This window comes from Rhodothermales bacterium (genome assembly GCA_041391505.1).
Taxonomy (GTDB): Bacteria; Bacteroidota; Rhodothermia; order Rhodothermales; family JAHQVL01; genus JAWKNW01.
Genome location: JAWKNW010000003.1, coordinates 87,946 through 108,400, shown reverse-complemented (window position 1 = coordinate 108,400; position 20,455 = coordinate 87,946). Strand labels below are relative to the sequence as shown.

14 protein-coding genes are annotated in these 20,455 nt (G+C 66.0%); 6 read left to right on the top strand and 8 right to left on the bottom strand.

Annotated elements, in window-relative coordinates:
- Nucleotides 1-2: 2 nt before the first annotated feature.
- Nucleotides 3-566: a molybdenum cofactor guanylyltransferase gene (locus tag R2834_04030; protein MEZ4699478.1), complete on the bottom strand. Its 564-nt coding sequence runs from the start codon at nt 564-566 to the stop codon at nt 3-5.
- A 116-nt stretch (nt 567-682) separates the two neighbouring features.
- Between R2834_04030 and R2834_04025 the strand changes: the two genes are divergently transcribed.
- Both R2834_04025 and R2834_04020 read left to right on the top strand, forming a co-directional pair.
- A complete protein-coding gene (locus R2834_04025) occupies nt 683-1,117 on the top strand; it encodes a hypothetical protein (GenBank protein MEZ4699477.1) in 435 nt (144 codons plus the stop codon).
- Nucleotides 1,118-1,560: 443 nt separating this feature from the next.
- Entirely contained in the window at nt 1,561-1,938 is a 378-nt protein-coding gene (locus tag R2834_04020) for a hypothetical protein (GenBank protein MEZ4699476.1), read from the top strand.
- Nucleotides 1,939-2,193: 255 nt separating this feature from the next.
- Here R2834_04020 and R2834_04015 read toward each other — a convergent pair whose 3' ends face one another.
- Nucleotides 2,194-4,506: an FdhF/YdeP family oxidoreductase gene (locus R2834_04015; protein MEZ4699475.1), complete on the bottom strand. Its 2,313-nt coding sequence runs from the start codon at nt 4,504-4,506 to the stop codon at nt 2,194-2,196.
- Complete coding sequence (gene fdhD / locus R2834_04010) at nt 4,503-5,372, bottom strand: formate dehydrogenase accessory sulfurtransferase FdhD (protein MEZ4699474.1); 870 nt, start codon at nt 5,370-5,372, stop codon at nt 4,503-4,505. Before fdhD ends, R2834_04015 begins: the two co-directional genes overlap by 4 nt.
- 173 nt (nt 5,373-5,545) lie before the next feature.
- Between fdhD and R2834_04005 the strand changes: the two genes are divergently transcribed.
- Both R2834_04005 and R2834_04000 read left to right on the top strand, forming a co-directional pair.
- The gene (locus R2834_04005; GenBank protein ID MEZ4699473.1) at nt 5,546-5,749 is read left to right on the top strand and encodes a hypothetical protein; all 204 of its coding nucleotides are present in this window, start codon (nt 5,546-5,548) and stop codon (nt 5,747-5,749) included.
- Nucleotides 5,750-7,105: 1,356 nt separating this feature from the next.
- On the top strand, nt 7,106-9,805 hold the full coding sequence (locus R2834_04000; protein ID MEZ4699472.1) for a PIG-L family deacetylase: 2,700 nt from the start codon (nt 7,106-7,108) through the stop codon (nt 9,803-9,805).
- An 85-nt stretch (nt 9,806-9,890) separates the two neighbouring features.
- Here the strand turns inward: R2834_04000 and R2834_03995 are convergent, their stop codons facing one another.
- The 3 genes from R2834_03995 to R2834_03985 all read right to left on the bottom strand — a co-directional run bounded on the left by R2834_03995 (nt 9,891) and on the right by R2834_03985 (nt 14,969).
- On the bottom strand, nt 9,891-10,880 hold the full coding sequence (locus tag R2834_03995) for a winged helix-turn-helix domain-containing protein (GenBank protein ID MEZ4699471.1): 990 nt from the start codon (nt 10,878-10,880) through the stop codon (nt 9,891-9,893).
- Between the two features lie 596 nt (nt 10,881-11,476).
- Entirely contained in the window at nt 11,477-12,697 is a 1,221-nt protein-coding gene (locus R2834_03990) for a damage-control phosphatase ARMT1 family protein (GenBank protein ID MEZ4699470.1), read from the bottom strand.
- A 4-nt stretch (nt 12,698-12,701) separates the two neighbouring features.
- Nucleotides 12,702-14,969: a hypothetical protein gene (locus R2834_03985; GenBank protein ID MEZ4699469.1), complete on the bottom strand. Its 2,268-nt coding sequence runs from the start codon at nt 14,967-14,969 to the stop codon at nt 12,702-12,704.
- Between the two features lie 322 nt (nt 14,970-15,291).
- On the opposite strand from R2834_03985, the gene R2834_03980 reads away from it, so the two are divergent.
- Nucleotides 15,292-16,386, top strand: coding sequence for a T9SS type A sorting domain-containing protein (locus R2834_03980; protein MEZ4699468.1), 1,095 nt, complete (start codon nt 15,292-15,294; stop codon nt 16,384-16,386).
- On the opposite strand, the gene R2834_03975 is transcribed toward R2834_03980, so the two are convergent.
- Both R2834_03975 and R2834_03970 read right to left on the bottom strand, forming a co-directional pair.
- Nucleotides 16,364-17,221: a sugar phosphate isomerase/epimerase family protein gene (locus R2834_03975; GenBank protein ID MEZ4699467.1), complete on the bottom strand. Its 858-nt coding sequence runs from the start codon at nt 17,219-17,221 to the stop codon at nt 16,364-16,366. The two genes, R2834_03980 and R2834_03975, sit on opposite strands and share 23 nt — an antisense overlap.
- A 342-nt stretch (nt 17,222-17,563) precedes the next feature.
- Nucleotides 17,564-18,844, bottom strand: coding sequence for an extracellular solute-binding protein (locus tag R2834_03970; protein MEZ4699466.1), 1,281 nt, complete (start codon nt 18,842-18,844; stop codon nt 17,564-17,566).
- Nucleotides 18,845-19,103: 259 nt separating this feature from the next.
- Between R2834_03970 and R2834_03965 the strand changes: the two genes are divergently transcribed.
- Nucleotides 19,104-20,375 carry an aminotransferase class V-fold PLP-dependent enzyme gene (locus tag R2834_03965; GenBank protein MEZ4699465.1) on the top strand — a complete coding sequence of 424 codons (1,272 nt, stop codon included), beginning with the start codon at nt 19,104-19,106 and terminating at the stop codon, nt 20,373-20,375.
- The last annotated feature ends 80 nt before the right edge of the window (nt 20,376-20,455 follow it).

Sequence of the window (20,455 nt, the reverse complement as noted above, 5' to 3'; positions counted from 1 at the left end):
GGTCAGACGCCCGCATCGGCCGGCGTGTTGATGTTGCGCAGTGCGCGCTCGTTCAGGCGCACGGTGACTACGTCGAGCAGATCGAGCAGGCCGTGCAGGGAGAGATCGGGCCCCGCGAGGCGGGCTTCGATGCGGGCCAGGGCCCGGCGATGGTAACACGCCACGACCGGGACGGGCCGGCCGGCGGGATCGACGGCCACGACCGCATCCCCATCCGCCGTGCGCGCCTTGAGGAGTTTCTTCAGCGACGCAGCGTCGAGGTCCGGCATGTCGCACGGGACGACGAGCATCCATTCGGCGGGCGAGGCGAGGAGGCCGGCGTGGATTCCGCCGAGCGGTCCGCATCCGGGGTACCGATCGGCGACGTGGCGCGCGGGCAGGTCGTACGTCGTCGCCGCGTCGCCCACGCTGACGAAGACCGGCTGCGCGATGCCGGCAAGGGTCTCGAAAACCTGCCGGATCATCGGCCGGCCGTCGACGAGCGCCAGGGCCTTGTCGGACCCGAACCGCGCGCTGCGTCCGCCGGCGAGGACAAGGCCGGATGGTGATTTCAGGGGTGTCGCCATGTTGCGCCAGATAATGAAGGTATATTATCGTGTTAGTCGTGACCGTAGGTCGGGTTAGGTCCCACTAGGGACCGTAACCCGACACCCAATCGACCAAAGATATTGAGAGGAATATAATGCGTAGCCTCAACCCGTTCCGGCTCATCCTGGCATGCCTGCTCGTAGCTGTGTCTGCTTGCGACACCCACGATCCGGAAGCCACCAACCTGGCCGGCATCGAGCTCGACCTCGTATCACCGCTGCACGACAGCGCGGTGGTGCGCGGAGAGCCGGTTACGTTTACGTGGACGCTCTCGTCTGAGCCAAACGGTACCTTCGGGTATTTCTACCAGATCAGTCAGAGCGCGACGTTCGAGGAGGCCATCACAGGCAGTGGTTCGATGAACGGGTATCAGAGCGGACTCGTGCTGGAAATGACGAGAACGCTGCATCCGAATCCGTCGGTGCCCCCATCGGAGCCCTGGTATTTTCGCATCCAGATGTCGGCGGACGGCTACGTGTCGCCCTGGGTGGAGCGGCGATTTTATACCTCGGAGCGCATTCTATTCTAGTGCCCTGAGGTGAACAGGCGAGTTTGTTGGGATTCGGCCTCCGCGTGAGGTCTGTTGGACGGGTGGCCGGGATACGGACCCTTGATGTATTCTGGTTGCTATCGGGTTACGGCCCCTGATGGTGGCCTAACCCTACCTACGCGGATACTATCCACGGGGTACTGCCGGGCCATTGGATGCTGACGCGTCGGGTTACGGCCCCTGATGGGGGCCTATCCACGGGGTACTGCCGGGCCATTGGATGCACGCGTCGGGTTACGGCCCCTGATGGGGGCCTATCCACGGGTACTGCCGGGCCATTGGATGCACGCGTCGGGTTACGGCCCCTGATGGGAGCCTAACCCGACCTACGGGTTTGTCGCTACGGTGCTGCGGTGAAGGATGGGGGGCTTCGGCAACTTTATGCGCGCTGCCGGATACGCACATAAACCAACCCCATCGCCATGATCCGGCTCCTTGCGCTTTGCCTTCTCGCCGGCTGCGCCGCCCTCAAGCCCGGCGAAGCGCCACCCAGCACCGTCTACGACGATGTCAACGCCTTTATCCGGGTCCTCGCCGGCGAGGGCATCCAGGCCCGCGACACGGGCCGCGCCGGCAGTCTGCTCGTCGCGGACAACAGCGCCCGCCTCACCCTGAACGCGCGCGACATGGCCGACGTCTACTTCTTCAAACGCCCCGCCGACGCCCGCACCCAGGCCAATCTGGTCGACTCCCGTTCCTACGACGTCTACCTCGACGGCAACATCGTCCTCATCCATTACGTCAAGCGCGATCCGACGCTGGCGATTTCGCTCCAGAATCTGTTCGGGATTCCGTGGTGAGGGGCTGTGCGGTGGGGAGCTTCGCTGTTATGAGCTACGCGGTCATGAGCTATGCCGTCATGAGCTCGCTTCGCTCGCGGTTGGGGATGCTGGTATGAATGACCGCAGCCGCAGGCTGCTCCTGACCGGGCCGAAGGCGATTTCTGATCGCAGCCGCAGGCTGCTCATGCCCGCGAAGTCTCCTGACCGCAGCCGCAGGCTGCTCATGCCCGCGAAGTCTCCTGACCGCAGCCGCAGGCTGTTCCTGACCAGTGGCTATTGACCAATGACGGTATTCCTGGCGAAAGCCAGTGATACCACTACCGACTTCGACGCCGGCGTGTTGCTCCCGTCCGCGGTGCTCCCTATCGGGACGAGGACGTTGGCTTCGGGGAAGTAGGTCGCCACGCAGCGGCGGGGGATGGCGAAGGGGACGACCTGGAAGGCCTCGGCGCGGCGGGTTTCGCCGTGGAAGTGGCTGGTCAGGTCGACGACGTCGCGCTCCTTCAGGCCGGCATCGGCCATGTCCTCGGGGTTCATCATGACGACGCGTCGCGCGCCCTTGATGCCGCGGTACCGGTCGTCGAGGCCGTAGATGGTCGTGTTGTACTGGTCGTGGCTCCGGATCGTCATCATGAGGTACTGACCCTCAGGGAGAGCAGACCGGGGGATGGTGTGGACGGTGAACATGGCGCGCCCGGTATCCGTCTTAAAAACCCCCGATCGCGGGCCATTCGGCAGGTAGAACCCGTCGGGCTCGCGGACGCGGCGGTTGTAGTCGGTGAAGCCGGGGATGACGGCCTCGATCTCCTCGCGGATGCGGTTGTAGTCGCCGGCCCACGCCTCCCACGGCTGCGGCGAGGCGGCGCCGAGGACGGCCCGCGCCAGCCGGGCGACGAGCGCCGGCTCGCTGAGCAGGTGTTCGGACGCCGGCGGCAGAAACCCGCGCGACGTATGCACGATCCCCATCGAGTTCTCGACCGTCACAAACTGCCGGCCGGAGGCCTGCAGGTCGACCTCCGTACGGCCCAGACACGGCAGGATGAGGGCCTCGCGCCCGGTGACGAGGTGGGCGCGGTTGAGTTTGGTAGATACCTGGACCGTCAGCCGGCAGCGGCGCAGTGCCTCGGCGGTGAAGGCGGTGTCCGGGGTGGCGGAGAGGAAGTTGCCGCCCAGCGCGAAGAACACGTGCGCCCGGCCGGCGTGCATCGCCTGGATGGCGTCGACGGTGTCGAGGCCGGGCCGGCGGGGAGGCTCGAAGCCGTAGCGGGCGGCGAGGGCGTCGAGAAAGGGCTGCGCCGGGCGCGGCGTGATCCCCATCGTCCGGTCGCCCTGGACGTTGCTGTGGCCGCGGACCGGGCAGGCGCCGGCGCCGAGTTTGCCGAACGCCCCCCGCATCAGCAGGAGGTTCACGCACGACTGGATGTTGGCGATCGCGTTCTTGTGCTGGGTCAACCCCATCGCCCAGCAGACGATGATCCGTTCCCGACGGGCCAGGATGTCGGCCGCGCGATCGATCTCATCCCGGTCGATTCCCGACTCCTCGCCTATCGTCTCCCACGATTCGGTCCGGAGATCCTCCAGAAAGCCCTCCACGCCGTCCGTCTTCGGATCGATAAACGCCCGATCGAGCGCGGCCTCGCCGTGGCGCTCGATCATCGCCTTCATGAGGCCTTTCAGCAGGGCGACGTCGCCGTTGATGCGGACCTGCAGAAACTGGTCCGCCAGCATCGTCCCCCGGGATAACCAGCCGGCGACCTCCTGCGGGTGGTTGAACCGTTTGAGGCCGGCCTCGGGCAGCGGGTTGATGTGGAGGATGGTGGCCCCGTTGCGTTTGGCGCGCTGGAGGGCCGACAGCATGCGGGGATGGTTCGTGCCCGGGTTCTGCCCGATCACGACGATGACCTCCGCCACGTCGAAGTCGTCCAGCGTCACCGTCCCTTTGCCCGACCCGATGACCGCGCCGAGGGCCATCCCGCTCGACTCGTGGCACATGTTGGAGCAGTCGGGGAAGTTGTTCGTGCCGAACAGCCGGCCGAACAGCTGGTAGAGAAACGCCGCCTCGTTGCTCGTCCGCCCCGACGTGTAGAACAGCGCCTGGTCCGGGCTGTCCAGCGCCTGGAGATGCGCGGCGATGCGGGTGAAGGCGTCGTCCCACGCGATGGGTTCGTAGTGCCGGCTCCCTTCCCGGAGGATCATCGGGTGGGTGAGGCGGCCCTGCTGGTTGTGCCAGTAGTCGGACTGCCCCAGCAGGTCGTCCACGCTGTATTCCGCGAAGAAGTCGGGCCCGATGCGTTTTTCCGTGGCCTCGGAGGCGACGGCCTTGGCGCCGTTTTCGCAGTACTCGCCGAGGGACGAGCGGCGGCCGGCGGGGTCGGGCCAGGCGCAGCCGGGGCAGTCGAAGCCCTCGCGCTGGTTGACGCGGCGGAGGATGTTCAGGCCTCGCCCGAGGCGCATCTCTTCGCGGATGATGCGCAGGGCGGATCGGATGGCGGCGACGCCGGCGGCACGCTCCGGCGGTGGCCGGAGATCGAGCCGGGTGGTCTCCTCGGGCGGCTCGGCGCGGATGTGATGCGGCGATTCGTTCATGGCGTGAGGATGGGGAGAACGGGTTCGAGGGAGGCGATGCGTTCGGCGCCGGTGTAGACGTTGAAGTGGGTGTCGCGCACGAAACCCAGGAGCGTCATCCCGCGCCGGCTGGCGTAGTCGACGGCCAGCGTGGAGGGCGCGCCGACCGCCGCGACGATCGGGATGCCGGCCATCGCCCCCTTCTGGATCAGTTCAAAGCTGGCGCGGCCGCTGAGCAGGAGGATGCAGTCCGACAGCGGGCAACTCCCGTCGAGCAGCGCGCGGCCGAGCGTCTTGTCGACCGCGTTGTGCCGGCCGACATCCTCCCGGCAATGCATCATGACGCCCTCCGGGGTGACGAGGCCGGCCCCGTGGAGTCCGCCCGTTCGCGAGAAGACGGGCTGGCATTCCCGCAGGAGGCCCGGCAGGCGGTGGACGACATCCGGCCCGATCTCGGGCAGGCGCGGCCTGATCGCCGGCGGATTCAGCGCTTCGAGCGCATCGAGCGAGGCCTTACCGCAGACGCCGCAGCTCGACGTCGTGTAGAAATGCCGTTCCAGCCGCGCGGGGTCGATCGCGAGACCGGGGCGGACGACGACGGTGAGGGTGTTGCCGGCGGATCTGCCGCACCCGGTCGCGTCGTCCTCTACGATGCCGGCGATGTCGGAGGCCGACCGGACGAGGCCTTCGCCCATGAGGAAGCCGGCCGCCAGCTCGGCGTCGTGCCCGGGCGTGCGCATGGTGATGGAGATCGGCCGGCCGGCCTCGCCGGCTGTCGCGAGGCGGATCTCGAGCGGTTCCTCGACGGCCAGCGTATCGATCAGCGCCGCCGGCGCGCCGCGCGTGACGCGGATGACATCGGCAGGGCGGTGGGCGGGGTCGGTCATGGGTGGCGATGGTTGGAGGGTTCTCTCTGCTTTCCCCGGTGGCATGCAGAGTCGCTTTTGCGATGATGCTTCTCAAAATAACCTATTGTCATCTCGACCGAAAGCGGCGGCTTGCCCGTCGCTGAAGCGGAGAGACCTCCCGCATCTGTGCAATGAGGTGGGCGGCAGCACGTATGGTCGATCCGCACGTTATGTTCAATGAGCGCCAATCGTCTAGAAAGGAAAACCAGTTCCTGCATGGCGCGCGTTTATTCCATTTCGTTCTCGACGCACTCGATCGCGAGAAGCAGATCAAGCGATGGGGACGTGCGAAAAAGCGCACGCTTATTCGGAGCATCAACCCGGACATGGTCGATTTGAGTGGCGACTTGATGTAGGAATCGGGAAGGTCTATCGTCTGCCTGGCTCGGGGAGGTCTCTCCGCTTCGTCGCCGGCTATCGCCGGCATCTACGGTCGAGATGACAATGGATAGAACAACCCTAAAAAGCAATGTCATCTCGACCGAAAGCGGCGGCTTGCCCGTCGCTGAAGCGGAGAGACCTCCCGCATCTATGCAATGAGGTAGGTGGCAGCACGTATGGTCGATCCGCACGTTATGTTCAATGAGCGCCAATCGTCTAGAAAGGAAAACCAGTTCCTGCATGGCGCGTTTATTCCATCTACATCCTGAGCAACCGGCATCGCACCGTGTTTATACAGGAGTTACTGGAGATATCGCGCAGTGATTTGGCTGCATCGGAACGGAAAGGGAGGGCGCTTTACATCCAAATATCAGTGTCACGAACTCGTTTATCTTGAAGAGCACGCTTTCGTTCTCGACGCACTCGATCGCGAGAAGCAGATCAAGCGATGGGGACGTGCGAAAAAGCTCACCCTTATTCGGAGCATCAACCCGGACATGGTCGATTTGAGTGGCGACTTGATGTAGGAATCGGGAAGGTCTATCGTCTGCCTGGCTCGGGGAGGTCTCTCCGCTTCGTCGCCGGCTATCGCCGGCATCTACGGTCGAGATGACAATGGATAGAACAACCCTAAAAGCAATGTCATCTCGACCGAAAGCGGCGGCCTGCCCGTCGCTGAAGCGGAGAGACCTCCGCATCTGTGCAATGAGGTAGGTGGCAGCACGTATGGTCGATCCGCGTTATGTCAATGAGCGCCAATCGTCTAGAAAGGAAACCAGTTCCTGCATGGCGCGCATTTATTCCATTTCGTTCTCGACGCACTCGATCGCGAGAAGCAGATCAAGCGATGGGGACTGAAAAAGCTCACCGCTTACGGAGCATCAACCCGGACATGGTCGATTTGAGCGGCGACGATAGAATCGGAAGGTCATCAGCGCCGGCCGGGAGGTCTCTCCGCTTCGTCGCAGGCTATCGGATCTACGGTCGAGATGACAATGGATAGAACAACCCTAAAAGCAATGTCATCTCGACCGAAAGCGACGGCCCTGCCGGCGCTGCAGCGGAGAGACCTCCCCGAGCCAGGCAAGCGTTTAATCGCGGAGAGACCTCCCCGAGCCAGGCAAGCATTTAAACGCGGAGAGACCTCCCCGCGCCAGGCAAGCGTTTAATCGCGGAGAGACCTCACCGCCCCGCGCCATCGGCCCAGCTCAATAGATTGCCCTCAGCCGAGCAAGCAGCTATACGCGGAGGGATGTCCCCGATCTGGAAAGTTTGCCGCCCCTGACCTATCATGAACGCCGGCTAACCTCCTGATCCCAACCGTCATTGCCATGTTCACCCCGAATGCGCGCATCGTCGGTGCGCTCCTGGTCATGCTGTGCGTCGCCCCGGCGCGGCATCTCGTCGCACAGCCCTATGTCGCTGCACCGGACCGCGTGCTGACGAAGCTTTCCGATAAAAGCGGCTACGGCGCCCTGCCCCAGGATCAAGGGGCGATCGGACTCTGGCAACGCCTGCTCAAGCTTCAGACGACGGCCAGCGCGCTCCACACGACGGCGCACCCCGACGACGAGCACGCCGGCCTGCTGGCCTACCTCAGCCGCGGCGAAGGCGCCCGCCTGGCGCTCGCGACGCTGAACCGGGGCGAGTCCGGCGCCAACGCCATCGGGTCGGAACTGTTCGACGGGCTCGGGCTCGTCCGCTCCGAGGAGTTGCGCCTCGCCGGCCGCTACTACGGGCTGGACGATCAGTATTTCACGGCGCTGACCGACTACGGCTATTCCAAGACGCTCGACGAATCCCTCACCAACTGGGGGCGCGACACGGTGCTCGAAGAGCTGGTGCGCATCATCCGCATCAACCGGCCGCTGGTGGTCATCTCGCGATTCCACGGTTCGGAGCGGGACGGCCACGGCAACCACCAGGCCGCCGGCGGCATCACGCCGGACGCCGTCCGGCTCGCCTCCGACCCCAGCGCGTTTCCCGAGCAGCTTTCGAAAGAAGGACTGCGTCCGTGGCGCGTGCGTAAACTCTACCGCGGCGGCATCCGCGACGGCGAACGGGGCAACGTCGTGGTGGACCCTGGCGTCTACAGCCCCTGGCTGGGGGCGACGTACAACAACTTCGGTTACTACGGCCTCAGCCTCCAGAAATCGCAAACGAGCGGTCGGTCCCGCGAGGCGTTCGGGCCGGCCCTGGCCACTTACGAACGGCTGGATGATCCCGCGGCCGGCATGGAGGGGGGCTTTTTCGCCGGCCTCGATACGTCGCTGCCTGGCCTCTTCGCGCTGATGGGCGAGACGCCGCCGGATGGCGGGCTCGACGCGCTCCGCGCCGCCGCCGGCCGCATCGACGAGGCCGTCCGTCGCTACGATGTCGCCAACCCCGCCCGCGTCGTCGAGCCGCTCGCCCAGGCCGCCCGCGGCCTGCGACAGCTCATCGCGAGCCTCGACGACGACTCCGAGGTCGCCTTCGTACTCCGCATCAAGGCCCGCCAGATCGAAGACGCCGTCCAGCAGGCGCTGGGGCTCCGGCTGAATGCGATCGCCATGCCGGCGGCATCCGAAACGTCCTCCAGCCCCTGGATGCCGCTGCCCACGATGGGCGCGGCGGTGCCCGGGCAGGCGCTGCGCGTCGAGACGCAGCTCGTCAACCCGTCCGACATCCCGGTTCGCCTCCACGCGCTGACCCTCGATGGCGGCAGCGGATGGCTGGCGGCGGCCGGCGACGCCGCCGGCGCCTCCCTGAGCGGCAACCAGCCGATGACGCACGCCTTCGCCACGGTGGTGCCGCGCGATGTGGCCGTGACGCGCCCGTACTTCTCGCGCGCGACGATCATGGACAACCGGTACGACATCGCCGAGACCCCGGATCGGACGCTGCCGTTCCCGCGTCCGGCGCTCCGGGCCGTAGCCGAATATGAAGTGTATGGCGTGCCCTTCCGGATGACGGAGACGGTCCGGACCCGCGAGTCGCAGCTGCCGGAAGGGTATGTGATGCGGGAGTTGAGCGTCGTGCCGGCGTTCTCCGTCCGTGCCGCGCCGTCGAGCCGGATGGTGCCGCTCTCGGGCGGCGTCGCGCCGTTCGATGTGCGCATCGAGGTGCAGAACAATCAGCCGGACGACGCGCAGGGCGAACTGCGGCTGCGCGTGCCGGCCGGCTGGAAAACGGATCCCGCCGTGCATGCGGTGTCGCTGGCCCGGGGCGGAGAGCGCACCACCTTCACGTTCTCCGTGACGCCGGATCGGCTGGAGGGGCGCAGCTACACGCTGGAGCCGGAGCTGTCGAGCGGGGGGCGCACGTATTCGGAGGGATATGAGGCCATCAGCCGGCCGGCGTGGGAGACGCGGTACCTCTACAGTCCGGCCGTCGTCAACGTGCGCGGCGTCGATGTGCGGATCGCACAGGGGCTCAAGGTCGGGTACGTGATGGGCGTTGGCGACGAGGTGCCGTCGGGCATCGAGCAACTCGGGGCTTCGGTTACGCTGCTGGAGGAGGACGATCTGGCCGGCAGCGACCTCACGGGGTACGATGTGATCGTGGTGGGCACGCGCGCGTACGCGGTCCGCGCCGACCTGGTGTCCTACAACCGCCGACTGCTCGATTTCGCGAAGGCGGGCGGGCACCTCGTGGTGCTGTACCAGACGCCGGAGTACCGGCCGGAAGAGCAGGCGCCTTACACCGCGTCGCTGCCGCAGTCGGCCGAGGAGGTGTCGGAGGAGGATGCAAAGGTGACGATCCTGGCGCCCGACCACCCGGTGTTCGCCGGCCCGAACCGGATCACGCCGGCGGATTTCGACGGCTGGATCGAACAGCGCGGCTCCAAATTTTTCGCCTCGTGGGACGACGCCTACACCCCCCTGATCCGTTGCAACGATGCCGGACAGGCGCCGCAGGACGGCGGCTGGCTGACCGCGGAATATGGATCGGGCCGCTTCACCTACTTCGCCTACGCCATCCACCGGCAGGTCCCGTTCAACGTGCCGGGGCCGTACCGGATCTTTGCTAACGTGTTGTCGCTGATGCGATAACACGAAGCGTTCAAGGATCGATGTTCAAGGTTCAAGGGAGGCTATGCCCAATTCCCTTGAACCTTGAACATCGATCCTTGAACCCTCAATTCATCATCGCATCGCCCTGCACGACCATGAAGCCCGAGCGGGTCTTGTTGGTCGTGCGGAGCTTGCCTTCATCGAGCAGCTCGTCGAGGTATTTGCGGATGGTGCCTGGCGACGCGCCGACGTGGGCGCTGAGCGCCTGCTTGGAGTGATTCGGGTTTTCCATCAGCGCCCAGAGCAGCATGTCTTTGAGGCGCTCCTTTTTGTTGGCGAGGTTGCTGTCCTCGCTGTCGTCGCCGGCCACTTCCTGGTTGACTTCCTGCGAAGCCTGTCCATTGGTGTGTGATGCGGCGCCGTTGCTCGCCGGCGCATGCGGCATCAGGGAGCCGTTTTTGGCGGAATCCAGCTGATACTGGGCGCTCCGGTTTTCGGCGGCCAGCTGGGCCTGGAATTTCTTGCGCGCCAGGTTGTCCTTGGCGTGAACGCTCGCGAGCAGGCGCTCGCGCATCAGCTTCACATCGATCAGCGCCGCTTCGTGTTCGGCTTCGAGTTTGGCGCGGGCGACCTCGCTGCCCAGTTCGCGGGCGTAGTTGGACTGGATGCTCTCCATGTTCAGCGCCTTGATGGCGTCCTTCTTGGCGAGCTGCCGGCCCACGCGGCGCACGACGAAGCTGCTGCGTATATCGCGTTCGGCCTTCTTGTGGTTCTTGAGCAGCTCGTACATCCCGGCCTCGTAGATGCTTCGGCCGATCATGACGGCGAGTACGAAGCGGAACGCCCAGCCGGCGGCGCCTTCGCCGTGTTCCAGGGCGATGACGAGCAGGGCGACGTAGATGACCACGAGCGTCACGGCCCAGGCGATCTTCATCGGCATGGGCGCGTTGTGCTGGGTGTCGATCGCGAGCCAGGAGACGATAAATGCGCCTTCCACGAGCATCAGGGCGCCTACCTTGATCACGGTCAGCCACGGCTCGTCGATGCCGACAAACGCCTGTTTGGCTACTTCGAGGGTGGCGGCCGACGTGACGACCACACCCGCGACTTTCATCAAGAGGTCGATAATACGTTGGGTCCAGTAAAAATCAACGCTCTTTTTCATTGGGCTTCAGGGTGTTGCAGTTTGGAAAATAAAACACCGCGGCCGCCTTGCGGTGGCACGGTCACGCCGGATAAGACAGGATACCGGGAGATGCGACAGGCGCTGGAGGAGGAGTGGCGCAGCGATGTCGATCCGTGTCGGTCGGCCTTATCACAACGGAGCTTCCGCACCTGCGCCTTCGTCGCTTGAAATCCGTCCGGCAGACGCTCGATTTCGGTGACGCGATGCGCGTACATCGCGTATCGAATCTCCCGCATCTGCTCATCGGAGCGACAGGGTGCGCAAGATCGCATCATAAGCGAATGCTTACCTGCGTGGGCCTGTGTTTGGGGCTGAAGCCGGTAAGAAATGGGGGGTGATCCGGCTGTTAATTAGATCGTTACGGAACGACGAACCAGCAGAAACCCGCTTGCGAACCATCCGCCGGCAGCACCGCACGCGCCTGATGACGGTGAGGTGGCGACAAGGTACCGGCGTGCCTCCATCCCGGCAATGGAGGTTTGACGACATCCGGGTGGGGTCTTTTGAGCAAAGGCGTATGCGCCTCAAGCAATGCGGCGGCGGTTCGGCGGAACGTCGGCCGGCAAACCGGACGCCTGCGCCACCGCCCAGCGTCCGTTCACCTTCCAGGACGGGTCGATCGCCGTAAGCTGCTCCACCCGGTCGGCGTCGAGCCCGGCGATGACCTCGGCCTTGCAGGTCCGCAGCGCCAGGATGGGGTTGGCGAAATACGTCACCACCGATTCAAAGGGCGTCGTCGCCGGCCAGTGGCTGTCGTCCAGCAAGCGCCGGTAATTCGCGTCGCCCTTGAAGATGAGGAAGTCGTGCCGGTCGAGCTGGGCGCGCGGGGCATCGGGCAGACGGCGGAACGGATAGGGCTGGGCCCACGCGGCGTCCGCCCGGACGGTGAGCCGGCCCTCGGCGAGGGCGGCATCCAGGCGCTCCGCCAGCCGCCGCGCGGCGGGCAGGGCGGCGCGGCGGAGATGCGCGAGCGTGTCGTCGACATCGGCGGGGGTCACATCCGACACGTACGTGGGAAACGCCTTGACGTGGAGCGTCATCCGCGCCGGCCGCGGCAGCCGCAGCAGGATGTCGGCGAGCACCAGATCCATGGTGAACTCCTCGCCGGCGTTGTCCGCCATCAAGCCGATATCGATCGGCGAGGCGGCCCCGAGCAGCCAGTCCGCCGCGCGCGACGTGTGATCCGCCAGCAGCTGCCCATCCCGGTCGATCCGTTCGTGCCCGGGGCCTTCGCCTGCCTGCCAGAGGCTCAGGTCGGCCTGGTTGCCCCACAGCGCCGCCTTGAACGCATCGATGACGCCGCGCCGCGTCACGGGGGCGTCCGGCGCGAGGGTGTCCGGGAGGCGCTGCAGGAGGGGCTCGGACAGGCCGAGGCTCGCGCGCTTGTCGGGCGCGTAGGGATCGATGCCGCGCCCGCCGCCGGTACCGAAAAAACCGGTCGCTTCGAGCACGCGGCGGAACAGGTAGAACTCGGCGAAGAGCCAGGGCGCTTCCAGCCACGAGGCGCCGGCATGGGGCTCGACCAGGGCGCGCCACGCGTCGAGGTCGGGCGCGAGCGGATCCTCGAGGTGGCGGATCGGGGCGTGCGGCAGCTCGGCGGCGAGCGCTTCGATGGCCGGCGCGGCGTCCGCCGGCAGCGCCGCGTTCAGAAGGGCGCGCCGGGCCAGGCCGGCGAGACGCGTCGTGACGGTCGAGCGGGCGAAGGAATCGGGGTCCGTTCCCCGGAGCGGCGGCGGCACATCCATCGCGTCAGATCCTCCAGAGCACGTCGGGGTCCATGAACGGCTCCGCATCGCGGTAGCGCTCGGTCAGGTCGATCTTGCGGCGCAGGTGATCGCCGAAATTGGGGCCGAAGACGAAGGGCGTCTCGCCGGCGCCGGCGACGAGCATCCACTCCGTCTCCCGCTGCTCCCACAGGTCGATCAGCAGCCGGGTGTTGGCCAGATCCCGATCCATCATGTCCTGGAGGCCGGCGCGGTGGCGCGCCCGCTCGGCGTCGGTGGTCGCACCGAGATAGCCGTACACGCCTTCCGTCCAGGCGCAGACATTGCGCTGCGCCATCGTCCACGCGCGCAGGGCCCGTACGCGGACGAGCAGGTCGCTGAAGACGGCCTCGCCGGACAGCGGCTGGAGGAAGGCCTCGACGGCGTCGAGCCGGGGAAAGACGTTGGCGTCGAACCCGCGCACCTTGACGGCGGCCTGCTCGGGCGTCATGAGGGTAAACATGACGTCGCGGCTGAGGTCGACGTTATTTGTGTTGTTCTTGACGGTGACGATGAACTGCTCGTAGTACCGCCGCTCCGGTTCGGGGACGGCTTCGAGGTTGGGGATCAGCGGGCGGATCCACGCGCGGTACCAGACGAATCCGAAAAAGCTGTACAGGTAGATGTAGGGTACCCAGGTGATGGCCTCGTCGATCATGTCCCAGGCGTCGACCAGCTTGTGCGCCCGGGCCTCGCCGGCCCACCGCTCCGCCAGTTCCATCAGGATGTCGTCGATGGGGCGTTCGGGGTTGAGCTGGGCCTGCTGGATGACGGTCGGATGGGGCCAGTAGGGCGTCTTGTCGAGGTGGAGCAGCCCTCCGTGCGCGCTCACCCGCTTCAGGCCGGCCTCGCGCAGGTTGAGCAGCTTGCGGTGCAGCGACCGGGGAAACGGGGTGCCGAGCAGGGGCTCCATGTTGAAGCTGGATCCCGCCGAGTAGGACACCGAGGGTTCGACGGACAGGCTCCGGTAGTGGGCGAGCGCCTCGGATTCCTGGTGGTCGACTTCGGTCTGATAGATCGAGCCGGCGACGCCGTCCTGATCCGGATAGCGGGGGTGGACATACGGCATGTCGTACCCTTTCACCAGCAGCGACGGGCCCTCGATGGAGAGGTGGCGGTCCATGGCGCCGACCAGGTGGTCGTGCTCGTCGCGGAAGGCGTCGATGCGGAGGCTGACGACGAAGTCGGGGTTGTAGGCGGCGGCGGTTTCCTGGAGCAGGCGCATCCAGCGGACGGCGCTCTTGCCGGCGGCCTCGGCGATGGCGTCGTGCGTCCGCCACTCGCGGATGAGGTACGGCCCGCCGTTGCGGCCGACGTACAGCGAGCTGGTGTGCTCGAAGCCGGCGCCGCTGTCGTTGGTCCATACCGACAGGTACGCGAGGTCGGGCACCTCCCGCATCATGTTGTCCATCAACTGCCGGTAGTGCTCCCGGGAAACCGGATGGTCCTGTGCGAGCGTGTAGCGCGGCTTGTGGGACCGGAAGGGATGATCGACGCGCGCGCCGCGGAGGTAGGGGTAGCGGTCGTAAAACGGCTCCGGCATCGCGCGCGGCTCGTAGCAGAGCAGTCCGGGCTTGAGGCCATATTTGCGGCCGATGCCGGCGATCCGCTTGAGCCGCTCCAGGTTGGCGCGGACGTACGAGCGGTCGTAGAGCCCGCGCGTGATGTCGGAGTCCACGAATTGCAGCAGGCCCGGGCCGTACGAATAAAACGCCTGATAAAATTCGGTCGGCACGCCCGGCTCCTGCGGCGTCGGCGCCGCGAGGCCGTTGACTTCGAGGTGGGTGAAGCCGCTGCGGGCGATCTGTTCGATGTACGACTCAGCGTCGAAGTCGCGCACGGTCCGGGCGACCTGCGTCAGCACGGAGTCGTAGAGCGGCCGATTCCACGCGAAGGAGGCAGGGAGCAGCAACCCTGCGCGGAGCTGGCCGTGCTGGGCATCGCTCAGGCCCTCCAGGAGCAGGTGGACGAACGCATACAGCAGCGCCGGCTCGGACGACGTCACCTCGCCGTTGCCTGCCTCGTCGATCCGCGCCCAGCACCAGGGCGCGTCGTTCGGCGCGGGCTCGGGCCCGAGACCCCACGGCCCGGGCGCGACGCCGACGCGGAGGCCGGCGCCGGCGTCCTGCGCCGCCGTCGGCGGAGCGATCCCGAGGCCCCGGCACAACGCGGCCGCGGCGGTCTGCTCGACTTCGGGGCCACCGGCCGGATACGTGACGCGGGAGACGGGGGCGAAGAGGGTGGGCTTGGGCATGCTGCGTGCGGGAAACAGTTACGGTGCGGAGCGCACAACGATACGGCGCGAGCCGGCAAAACGCCAGTCGTATGCGCTCATCCCCAGGGGCAATCGCATGCTCTTCAAACGTGAGCATCTCCCGGTATGGGAGTATGGGGGTATGGGAGGTTTTGCGGTAAAAAGTGCCCCCATACACCCAAACTCCCATACGCTTCTCACTACCACGGCGAGCATGCAATCACCCTGCACGCATCCCCAGCGAGCGCGAAGGGGATCGCTTCGGCACCAGATCTGCAGGGGCGCGTTATCAACCGGCCACGCATCCAGTCAGCGCCTATCCATGAAATCTCAAACTCCGATTTTCCTCGCCCTGCTGCTCGTTTTGTCGAGTGCGCCAGGCCCGACGGTCGCCGCCCAGGATGCCTCGAAGGCGTCCGCGTCGCCGCCGTTCAACGGCACCATCTTCCTCGATTCGACGATCATCGTCGCCGCCGATCCGACGGCCTTCCAGCGGCTCTCGTACGCCGGCCAGGGGATGCGCACCATGTTCGACCGGCGCGTCAACAACTGGATAACGGCCAACGCCTTCCTGTACGACGCGGTCTTTCGGCGCAGCAACGGGGTGGACAGCTTTGTCGTCGAGATCCAGGTGAACCCGGAGTTCGGGACGCCCGAGGCGGCGCAGGTCCAGGCTGAGGTCTTTGCGCCGGTGATCGGACGGCTGCCCGAGGCGCTCCGGACGGATCTCGAAACCGTCTGGATCCACATGGGGACGCAGCCGTTCGGCGGCGGCAACAACAACCTGCTGATCCATGTCGGCCAGGCGGATGCCTACCGGGCCGCCGGGATTCTGGAGGAGACGCTCGTCCACGAAGCCTCCCACACCTCGCTGGATGCCTATCATGCCGCCGCTCCCGGCTGGGTGGCCGCGCAGCAGGCCGACGGCGACTTCATCTCCACCTACGCGCGCGATAACCCGACGCGCGAGGACATCGCCGAGACCTTCCTGACCTATCTCGCCGTCCGCATTCGCCCCGAACAGATCAGCACCTCGCTGTACGACACGATCCAGGCTACCGTGCCGAACCGCATCGCGTACTTCGACAGCCTCAAACTGGATATGTATCCGATGCTCGGGCTCGCACTCGATACGGAGCGCGACCCGCTGCCGGGGCGTCAGGGGAGGTTGGAAAACTACCCCAATCCCTTCCGGGACGAGACCACGATTCGACTCGAACTGGAGCGCCCCGGATTTGCGCGGATGACGGTGTTCGACGCGCTCGGCCGGGAAGTCGACCGGCTGATGGCCGGCATCTATCCCGCCGGCGTTTATGAAATGCCCTGGCACGCGGCCGGGCAGCCGCCGGGGCTTTACCTGGGCCGTCTGGAGGAAGGAGGCGCGTCGCGAACCCTCAAGTTGCTGGTGGTGAGGTAGCCTCGCCGACCAGCGCCGCGACGCGCCGGCCGTACTCGACGTACGCCGCGAAGGCCGCCTCGGCCCGGGTGATGCCTTTTCCTTCGTGGATGACCGTCTCCAGATGCGGTTCGATGGAGACGAACCCGTCGTACCCGCCGGCCGCGAGGTCGCGCAGGGTCTCGGACACGCAGCCGATCCCGGCGTCGGGCCAGACGTGCTCGCCGGCGCCGTCCGCCGTGGGCCCTGTGTGGTCCTTGATGTGGATGTAGGCGATGTGCGGCTTCGCATGGAGATACCAGTCCCACGTGTTCGTGTGCCCGTGCGAGGCCGGGTTGCCGGTGTCGTAAACCGCCTTCACGGCCGGCGAATCCACCAGCTCGAAAAACCGCGCGTAGTTCCCGGGCGACGTGCTCGCCCAGCCGTCGCAGTTCTCCACCGTGATGACGATGCCGGCGTCCTCGGCGATGCGGCCGAGCGCCTTCATCCGCCGGACGGCCTCGTCGCGCCAGGCCGGCTCGGGCAGGCCGGCGTTGGGATAACTCATCACCCGGATGTAGCGGCAATCCAGCCGGCGCATCCTCGGGATTGCCCTGTTCAGCGTCGCCACCGAATCCTCAAACGGGTCGTCGATCCGGCAGGCCCAGTTGGCGATGCCCGAGGCGAAGCTGGATACCTTCAGGCCGGCGTCCGCGAGCCGGCCGCAGACGGCGTCGAACGCCGCGTCGTCGAGCGTCGTGAACTGCGCCCCGTCGACGTTGCGGAGGTCGATGTACGCCCAGCCGAGCGTCCGGTGCGCGCGGATCTGCGTTGCGAGGTCGGTGCCGGCTTCGTCGGCAATGCCTGAGAGAAGCATGGGGAATTTCAATAGGCAACGTGAAAAATGATATCGTAGGTCGGGTCAGGTCCCCCACAGGGACCGTAACCCGACAATAATTAAAACACACGCAATGTCATCTCGACCGAAATCGCCATAATTGTGGTGAGGCAGCGGAGAGACCTCCCGACGGTTGGCAGTGCCATTGTGAGGAGGTCTCTCCGCTACCCCTCGATCAAGTCGGGGGTCCGGTCGAGATGACGTTGTATTGAACGAGATGACATTGTATTGAACGAGATGACATTGTATTGAACGAGATGACATTGTATTGAACGAGATGACATTGTATTGAATACGTGCCTTACCCCCGATTTGCCATTTTCATTTCGCACTTTGCAATCCCCGATCGATTTCCTCGTTCATCCGCCGCAGCGTCTCGTCGATGCCGAGACGGCCGTAGCTGAACCGCTCGACGTATTCGCCGATGCGCTCCAGCGAGTATTTGTCGTGCGAGAACTTCGGGGGGACTTTCACCGGCTGCGTGCGGTAGACGCTCAGCCGCGGGTCGTCCCAGAACTGCGGGAGGCGCGCCACGGAGAGGTAGTTCGGCTGGGCGTGTACGAGGTCGATGTAGCGCAGGTAGACGTCGTCCTCGAACAGGAACTCCAGAAACTGCCACGCGGCGTCGGGGTGGGCGGACTGGTTGCTTACCACGAACGGGAACGCGCCGCCGGAGGAGTAGGACGTATAGGTCGAGTCGCGGCTCGGGATGTGGCCGACGCCGTAGTCGAGGTCGGGATAGTGCTCGGTCAGCCAGGCGATGACATGATCCTCGCGGATAAACATCGCTACGCGCCCCTGCCCGAAGCCGCGCTGGTCGCCCTCGAACGTGACGTCGTCGTAGCCGCGGTCGAGGACGTCCCGGTAGAACTGGAACGCCGCCCGGCCGGCGTCGCTGTCGAAGTAGCTGTCCGTCCCGTCTTCGTTGAACGGGACGCCGCCGGCCGAATAGAAAAACGACAGCCACTTCTCGGCCGTGCCGGGTTTGTAGCCGACCTTCCGGAGGGAGATGCCGGCGCGTTCGAGGGTCCCGTCGGCGTTGTGGACGGTGAGGCGGTCGGCGAAATCCATCATCTCGTCCCACGTGCGCGGCGGGCGGTCGGGGTCGAGGCCGGCCTCGCGGAAGTGCGCGCGGTTGTAGTAGAGCATCGTCCAGCCGGCGTGATGCACGATGCCGTAGACGGTGTCGTTGAAGACCGGCGCGAGCCGGATCAGGTCGTTGATGCTGTTCTCCTTGACGATGCGGGCGATGGCCTCCGGCGCCGGCCGGACGAGCCCGTTCTCGACGAAGGTGGTGAGTTCGTTTTCCCGGAGCGACCAGATGTCGGGCGCCTGCCCGCTGGCGTAGCGCAGCCGCAGCTTGATCTCGTAGTCCTTGAGCGACGTCCCGGGGAACTGCTCGATGATGACGTCGACGTCGGGGTGCCGGGCTTCGTATTCCTGCTCGGCCCAGTCGAAAAACGCTACCTGCCCGGTGTTGATGAGGAGGAGGTAGAGCCGCAGCGGAATCCGTCCGTCCGACGCTGGAGCCGACCCGCCCCGGCACCCGGCGCCGGCGAGCAAGATGAGGAAGAGGACGACGAGGAAGAGACGGGGCATCATGGGGTTGTGGTCTTGCGGTGCGGCTGGTATTATACAACGCATGGAGGCTTCGATAAAGCTCGTTTGAGATTGGGCCTTTGCGTGGATCCTTTCCGCGCGCATCCCGCCCCCCCACACTGAAGTGTGGGGGCTATGGGGCGCTTGGGGCTGGCATGGCGCATGGATTGAAGCTCCTCACCCTAAAAAAACGTCATCTCGACCGGAAGCGACGGCGTGCCGTCGGTGAAGCGGAGAGACCTCCATCAGCCAGGCACATCGCATGCACGATCCTACCCCTCGCCGCGACTTCCTCAAGCGCCTCTCCGCCGCCCCGATGGCCGCGCTGCTGCCGGCCGCCGGCCGCGCGCCGTGGCCTCCGCCGGCCCATCTCCCGCCCGACGACTTCTGGGCGCTGGTGCGGGCGCAGTATCCGCTCACCCACGACCGCGTCTATTTCAACACCGGCGGCCTCGGGCCGGCGCCGTATCCGGTGGTCGACACCGTCTCGTCGCTGATGATGCAGCTCCAGCGCCTCTCCGAGCACGGCCACAACCGCATCATGGAGGCGCGCGAGCCGGTCGCTCGCTTCTTCGGCGTCAAGCCCGAGGAGATCGCCTTCCTGCGCAACGCGACGGAGGGCAACGCGACGATCGCATCGGGTCTGACGTTCCTGCGCCCCGGCGACGAGGTGATCTTCGAGTCGCATGCCCACCCGGGCGGGGCGATTCCGTGGATGAGCCGGCAGAAGCAGCAGGGGATCAAGGTGAAAGTCTTCGAGCCGGACCCGACGAGCGCCGCCGGCAACCTCGAGCGCATCGAGGCGCTGATCACCCCGCGCACGCGGGTCCTCCAGGTGAGCCACACGACGGCCCCGACCGGCATCAAGATGCCCGTCGACGCCATGGCGACCCTCGCGCGCGACCGGGGGCTGTGGTTCCATATCGACGGCGCGCAGTCCGCCGGCGCGTATCCGTTCAACCTCCGCGAGATCGGGTGCGACTCGTACGCGACGAGCGGCCACAAGTGGCTCGGCGCCTCGCACGGCACCGGCGTGCTGTACGTCCGCGAAGACCGGCTCGATGAGGTCGCCCCGACGGAGGTCGGCGCCTACTCCGACGACGGGACGTTCGATATTCCGGATAAGCTGGAGTATAACAAAACAGCCGAGCGCTACGAGCCCGGCACGCGGGACGCGACGAGCGTGGCCGGCATCGTCGCTGCCGTCGAGTTCATGGAGATGATCGGGATGGAGCAGGTGGCCGCCTACGGGCAGGGCCTCGCGCGCCGGCTCCAGAAGCAGCTCCGCGCGATGGCCGGCGTGACCGTGCTGACGCCGGAGGACGCGTCGTTGTCCGCCGGCATCACGACGTTCAAGATCGAGAAGGTCCGCTACGACGAGCTCTTCCGCGTGCTGCTCGGCGAGCACAAGATGCGCTGCCGCGTCGTCACCGAGCGCGGCCTCGACGCCCTGCGGGTGTCGACGCATATCTTCAATAACGAGGAGGAGGTGGATCGTCTGGCGGAGGCGGTGCGCAGCCTCGTTATGGGTTAATCCCGCGCCGATCGGTGTGCCCTGTAGGTCGCGGCTAGGATCATCGGTCCCCAGACCGATATCCGTAACCCGACACATCC

Bases quoted from the DNA above. Each gene is read 5' to 3' on its own strand.
- R2834_04030 (MEZ4699478.1), bottom strand. From the start codon at position 566: ATGGCGACACCCCTGAAATCACCATCCGGCCTTGTCCTCGCCGGCGGA.
- R2834_04025 (MEZ4699477.1), top strand. From the start codon at position 683: ATGCGTAGCCTCAACCCGTTCCGGCTCATCCTGGCATGCCTGCTCGTA.
- R2834_04020 (MEZ4699476.1), top strand. From the start codon at position 1,561: ATGATCCGGCTCCTTGCGCTTTGCCTTCTCGCCGGCTGCGCCGCCCTC.
- R2834_04015 (MEZ4699475.1), bottom strand. From the start codon at position 4,506: ATGAACGAATCGCCGCATCACATCCGCGCCGAGCCGCCCGAGGAGACC.
- fdhD (MEZ4699474.1), bottom strand. From the start codon at position 5,372: ATGACCGACCCCGCCCACCGCCCTGCCGATGTCATCCGCGTCACGCGC.
- R2834_04005 (MEZ4699473.1), top strand. From the start codon at position 5,546: ATGGTCGATCCGCACGTTATGTTCAATGAGCGCCAATCGTCTAGAAAG.
- R2834_04000 (MEZ4699472.1), top strand. From the start codon at position 7,106: ATGTTCACCCCGAATGCGCGCATCGTCGGTGCGCTCCTGGTCATGCTG.
- R2834_03995 (MEZ4699471.1), bottom strand. From the start codon at position 10,880: ATGAAAGTCGCGGGTGTGGTCGTCACGTCGGCCGCCACCCTCGAAGTA.
- R2834_03990 (MEZ4699470.1), bottom strand. From the start codon at position 12,697: ATGGATGTGCCGCCGCCGCTCCGGGGAACGGACCCCGATTCCTTCGCC.
- R2834_03985 (MEZ4699469.1), bottom strand. From the start codon at position 14,969: ATGCCCAAGCCCACCCTCTTCGCCCCCGTCTCCCGCGTCACGTATCCG.
- R2834_03980 (MEZ4699468.1), top strand. From the start codon at position 15,292: ATGAAATCTCAAACTCCGATTTTCCTCGCCCTGCTGCTCGTTTTGTCG.
- R2834_03975 (MEZ4699467.1), bottom strand. From the start codon at position 17,221: ATGCTTCTCTCAGGCATTGCCGACGAAGCCGGCACCGACCTCGCAACG.
- R2834_03970 (MEZ4699466.1), bottom strand. From the start codon at position 18,844: ATGATGCCCCGTCTCTTCCTCGTCGTCCTCTTCCTCATCTTGCTCGCC.
- R2834_03965 (MEZ4699465.1), top strand. From the start codon at position 19,104: ATGCACGATCCTACCCCTCGCCGCGACTTCCTCAAGCGCCTCTCCGCC.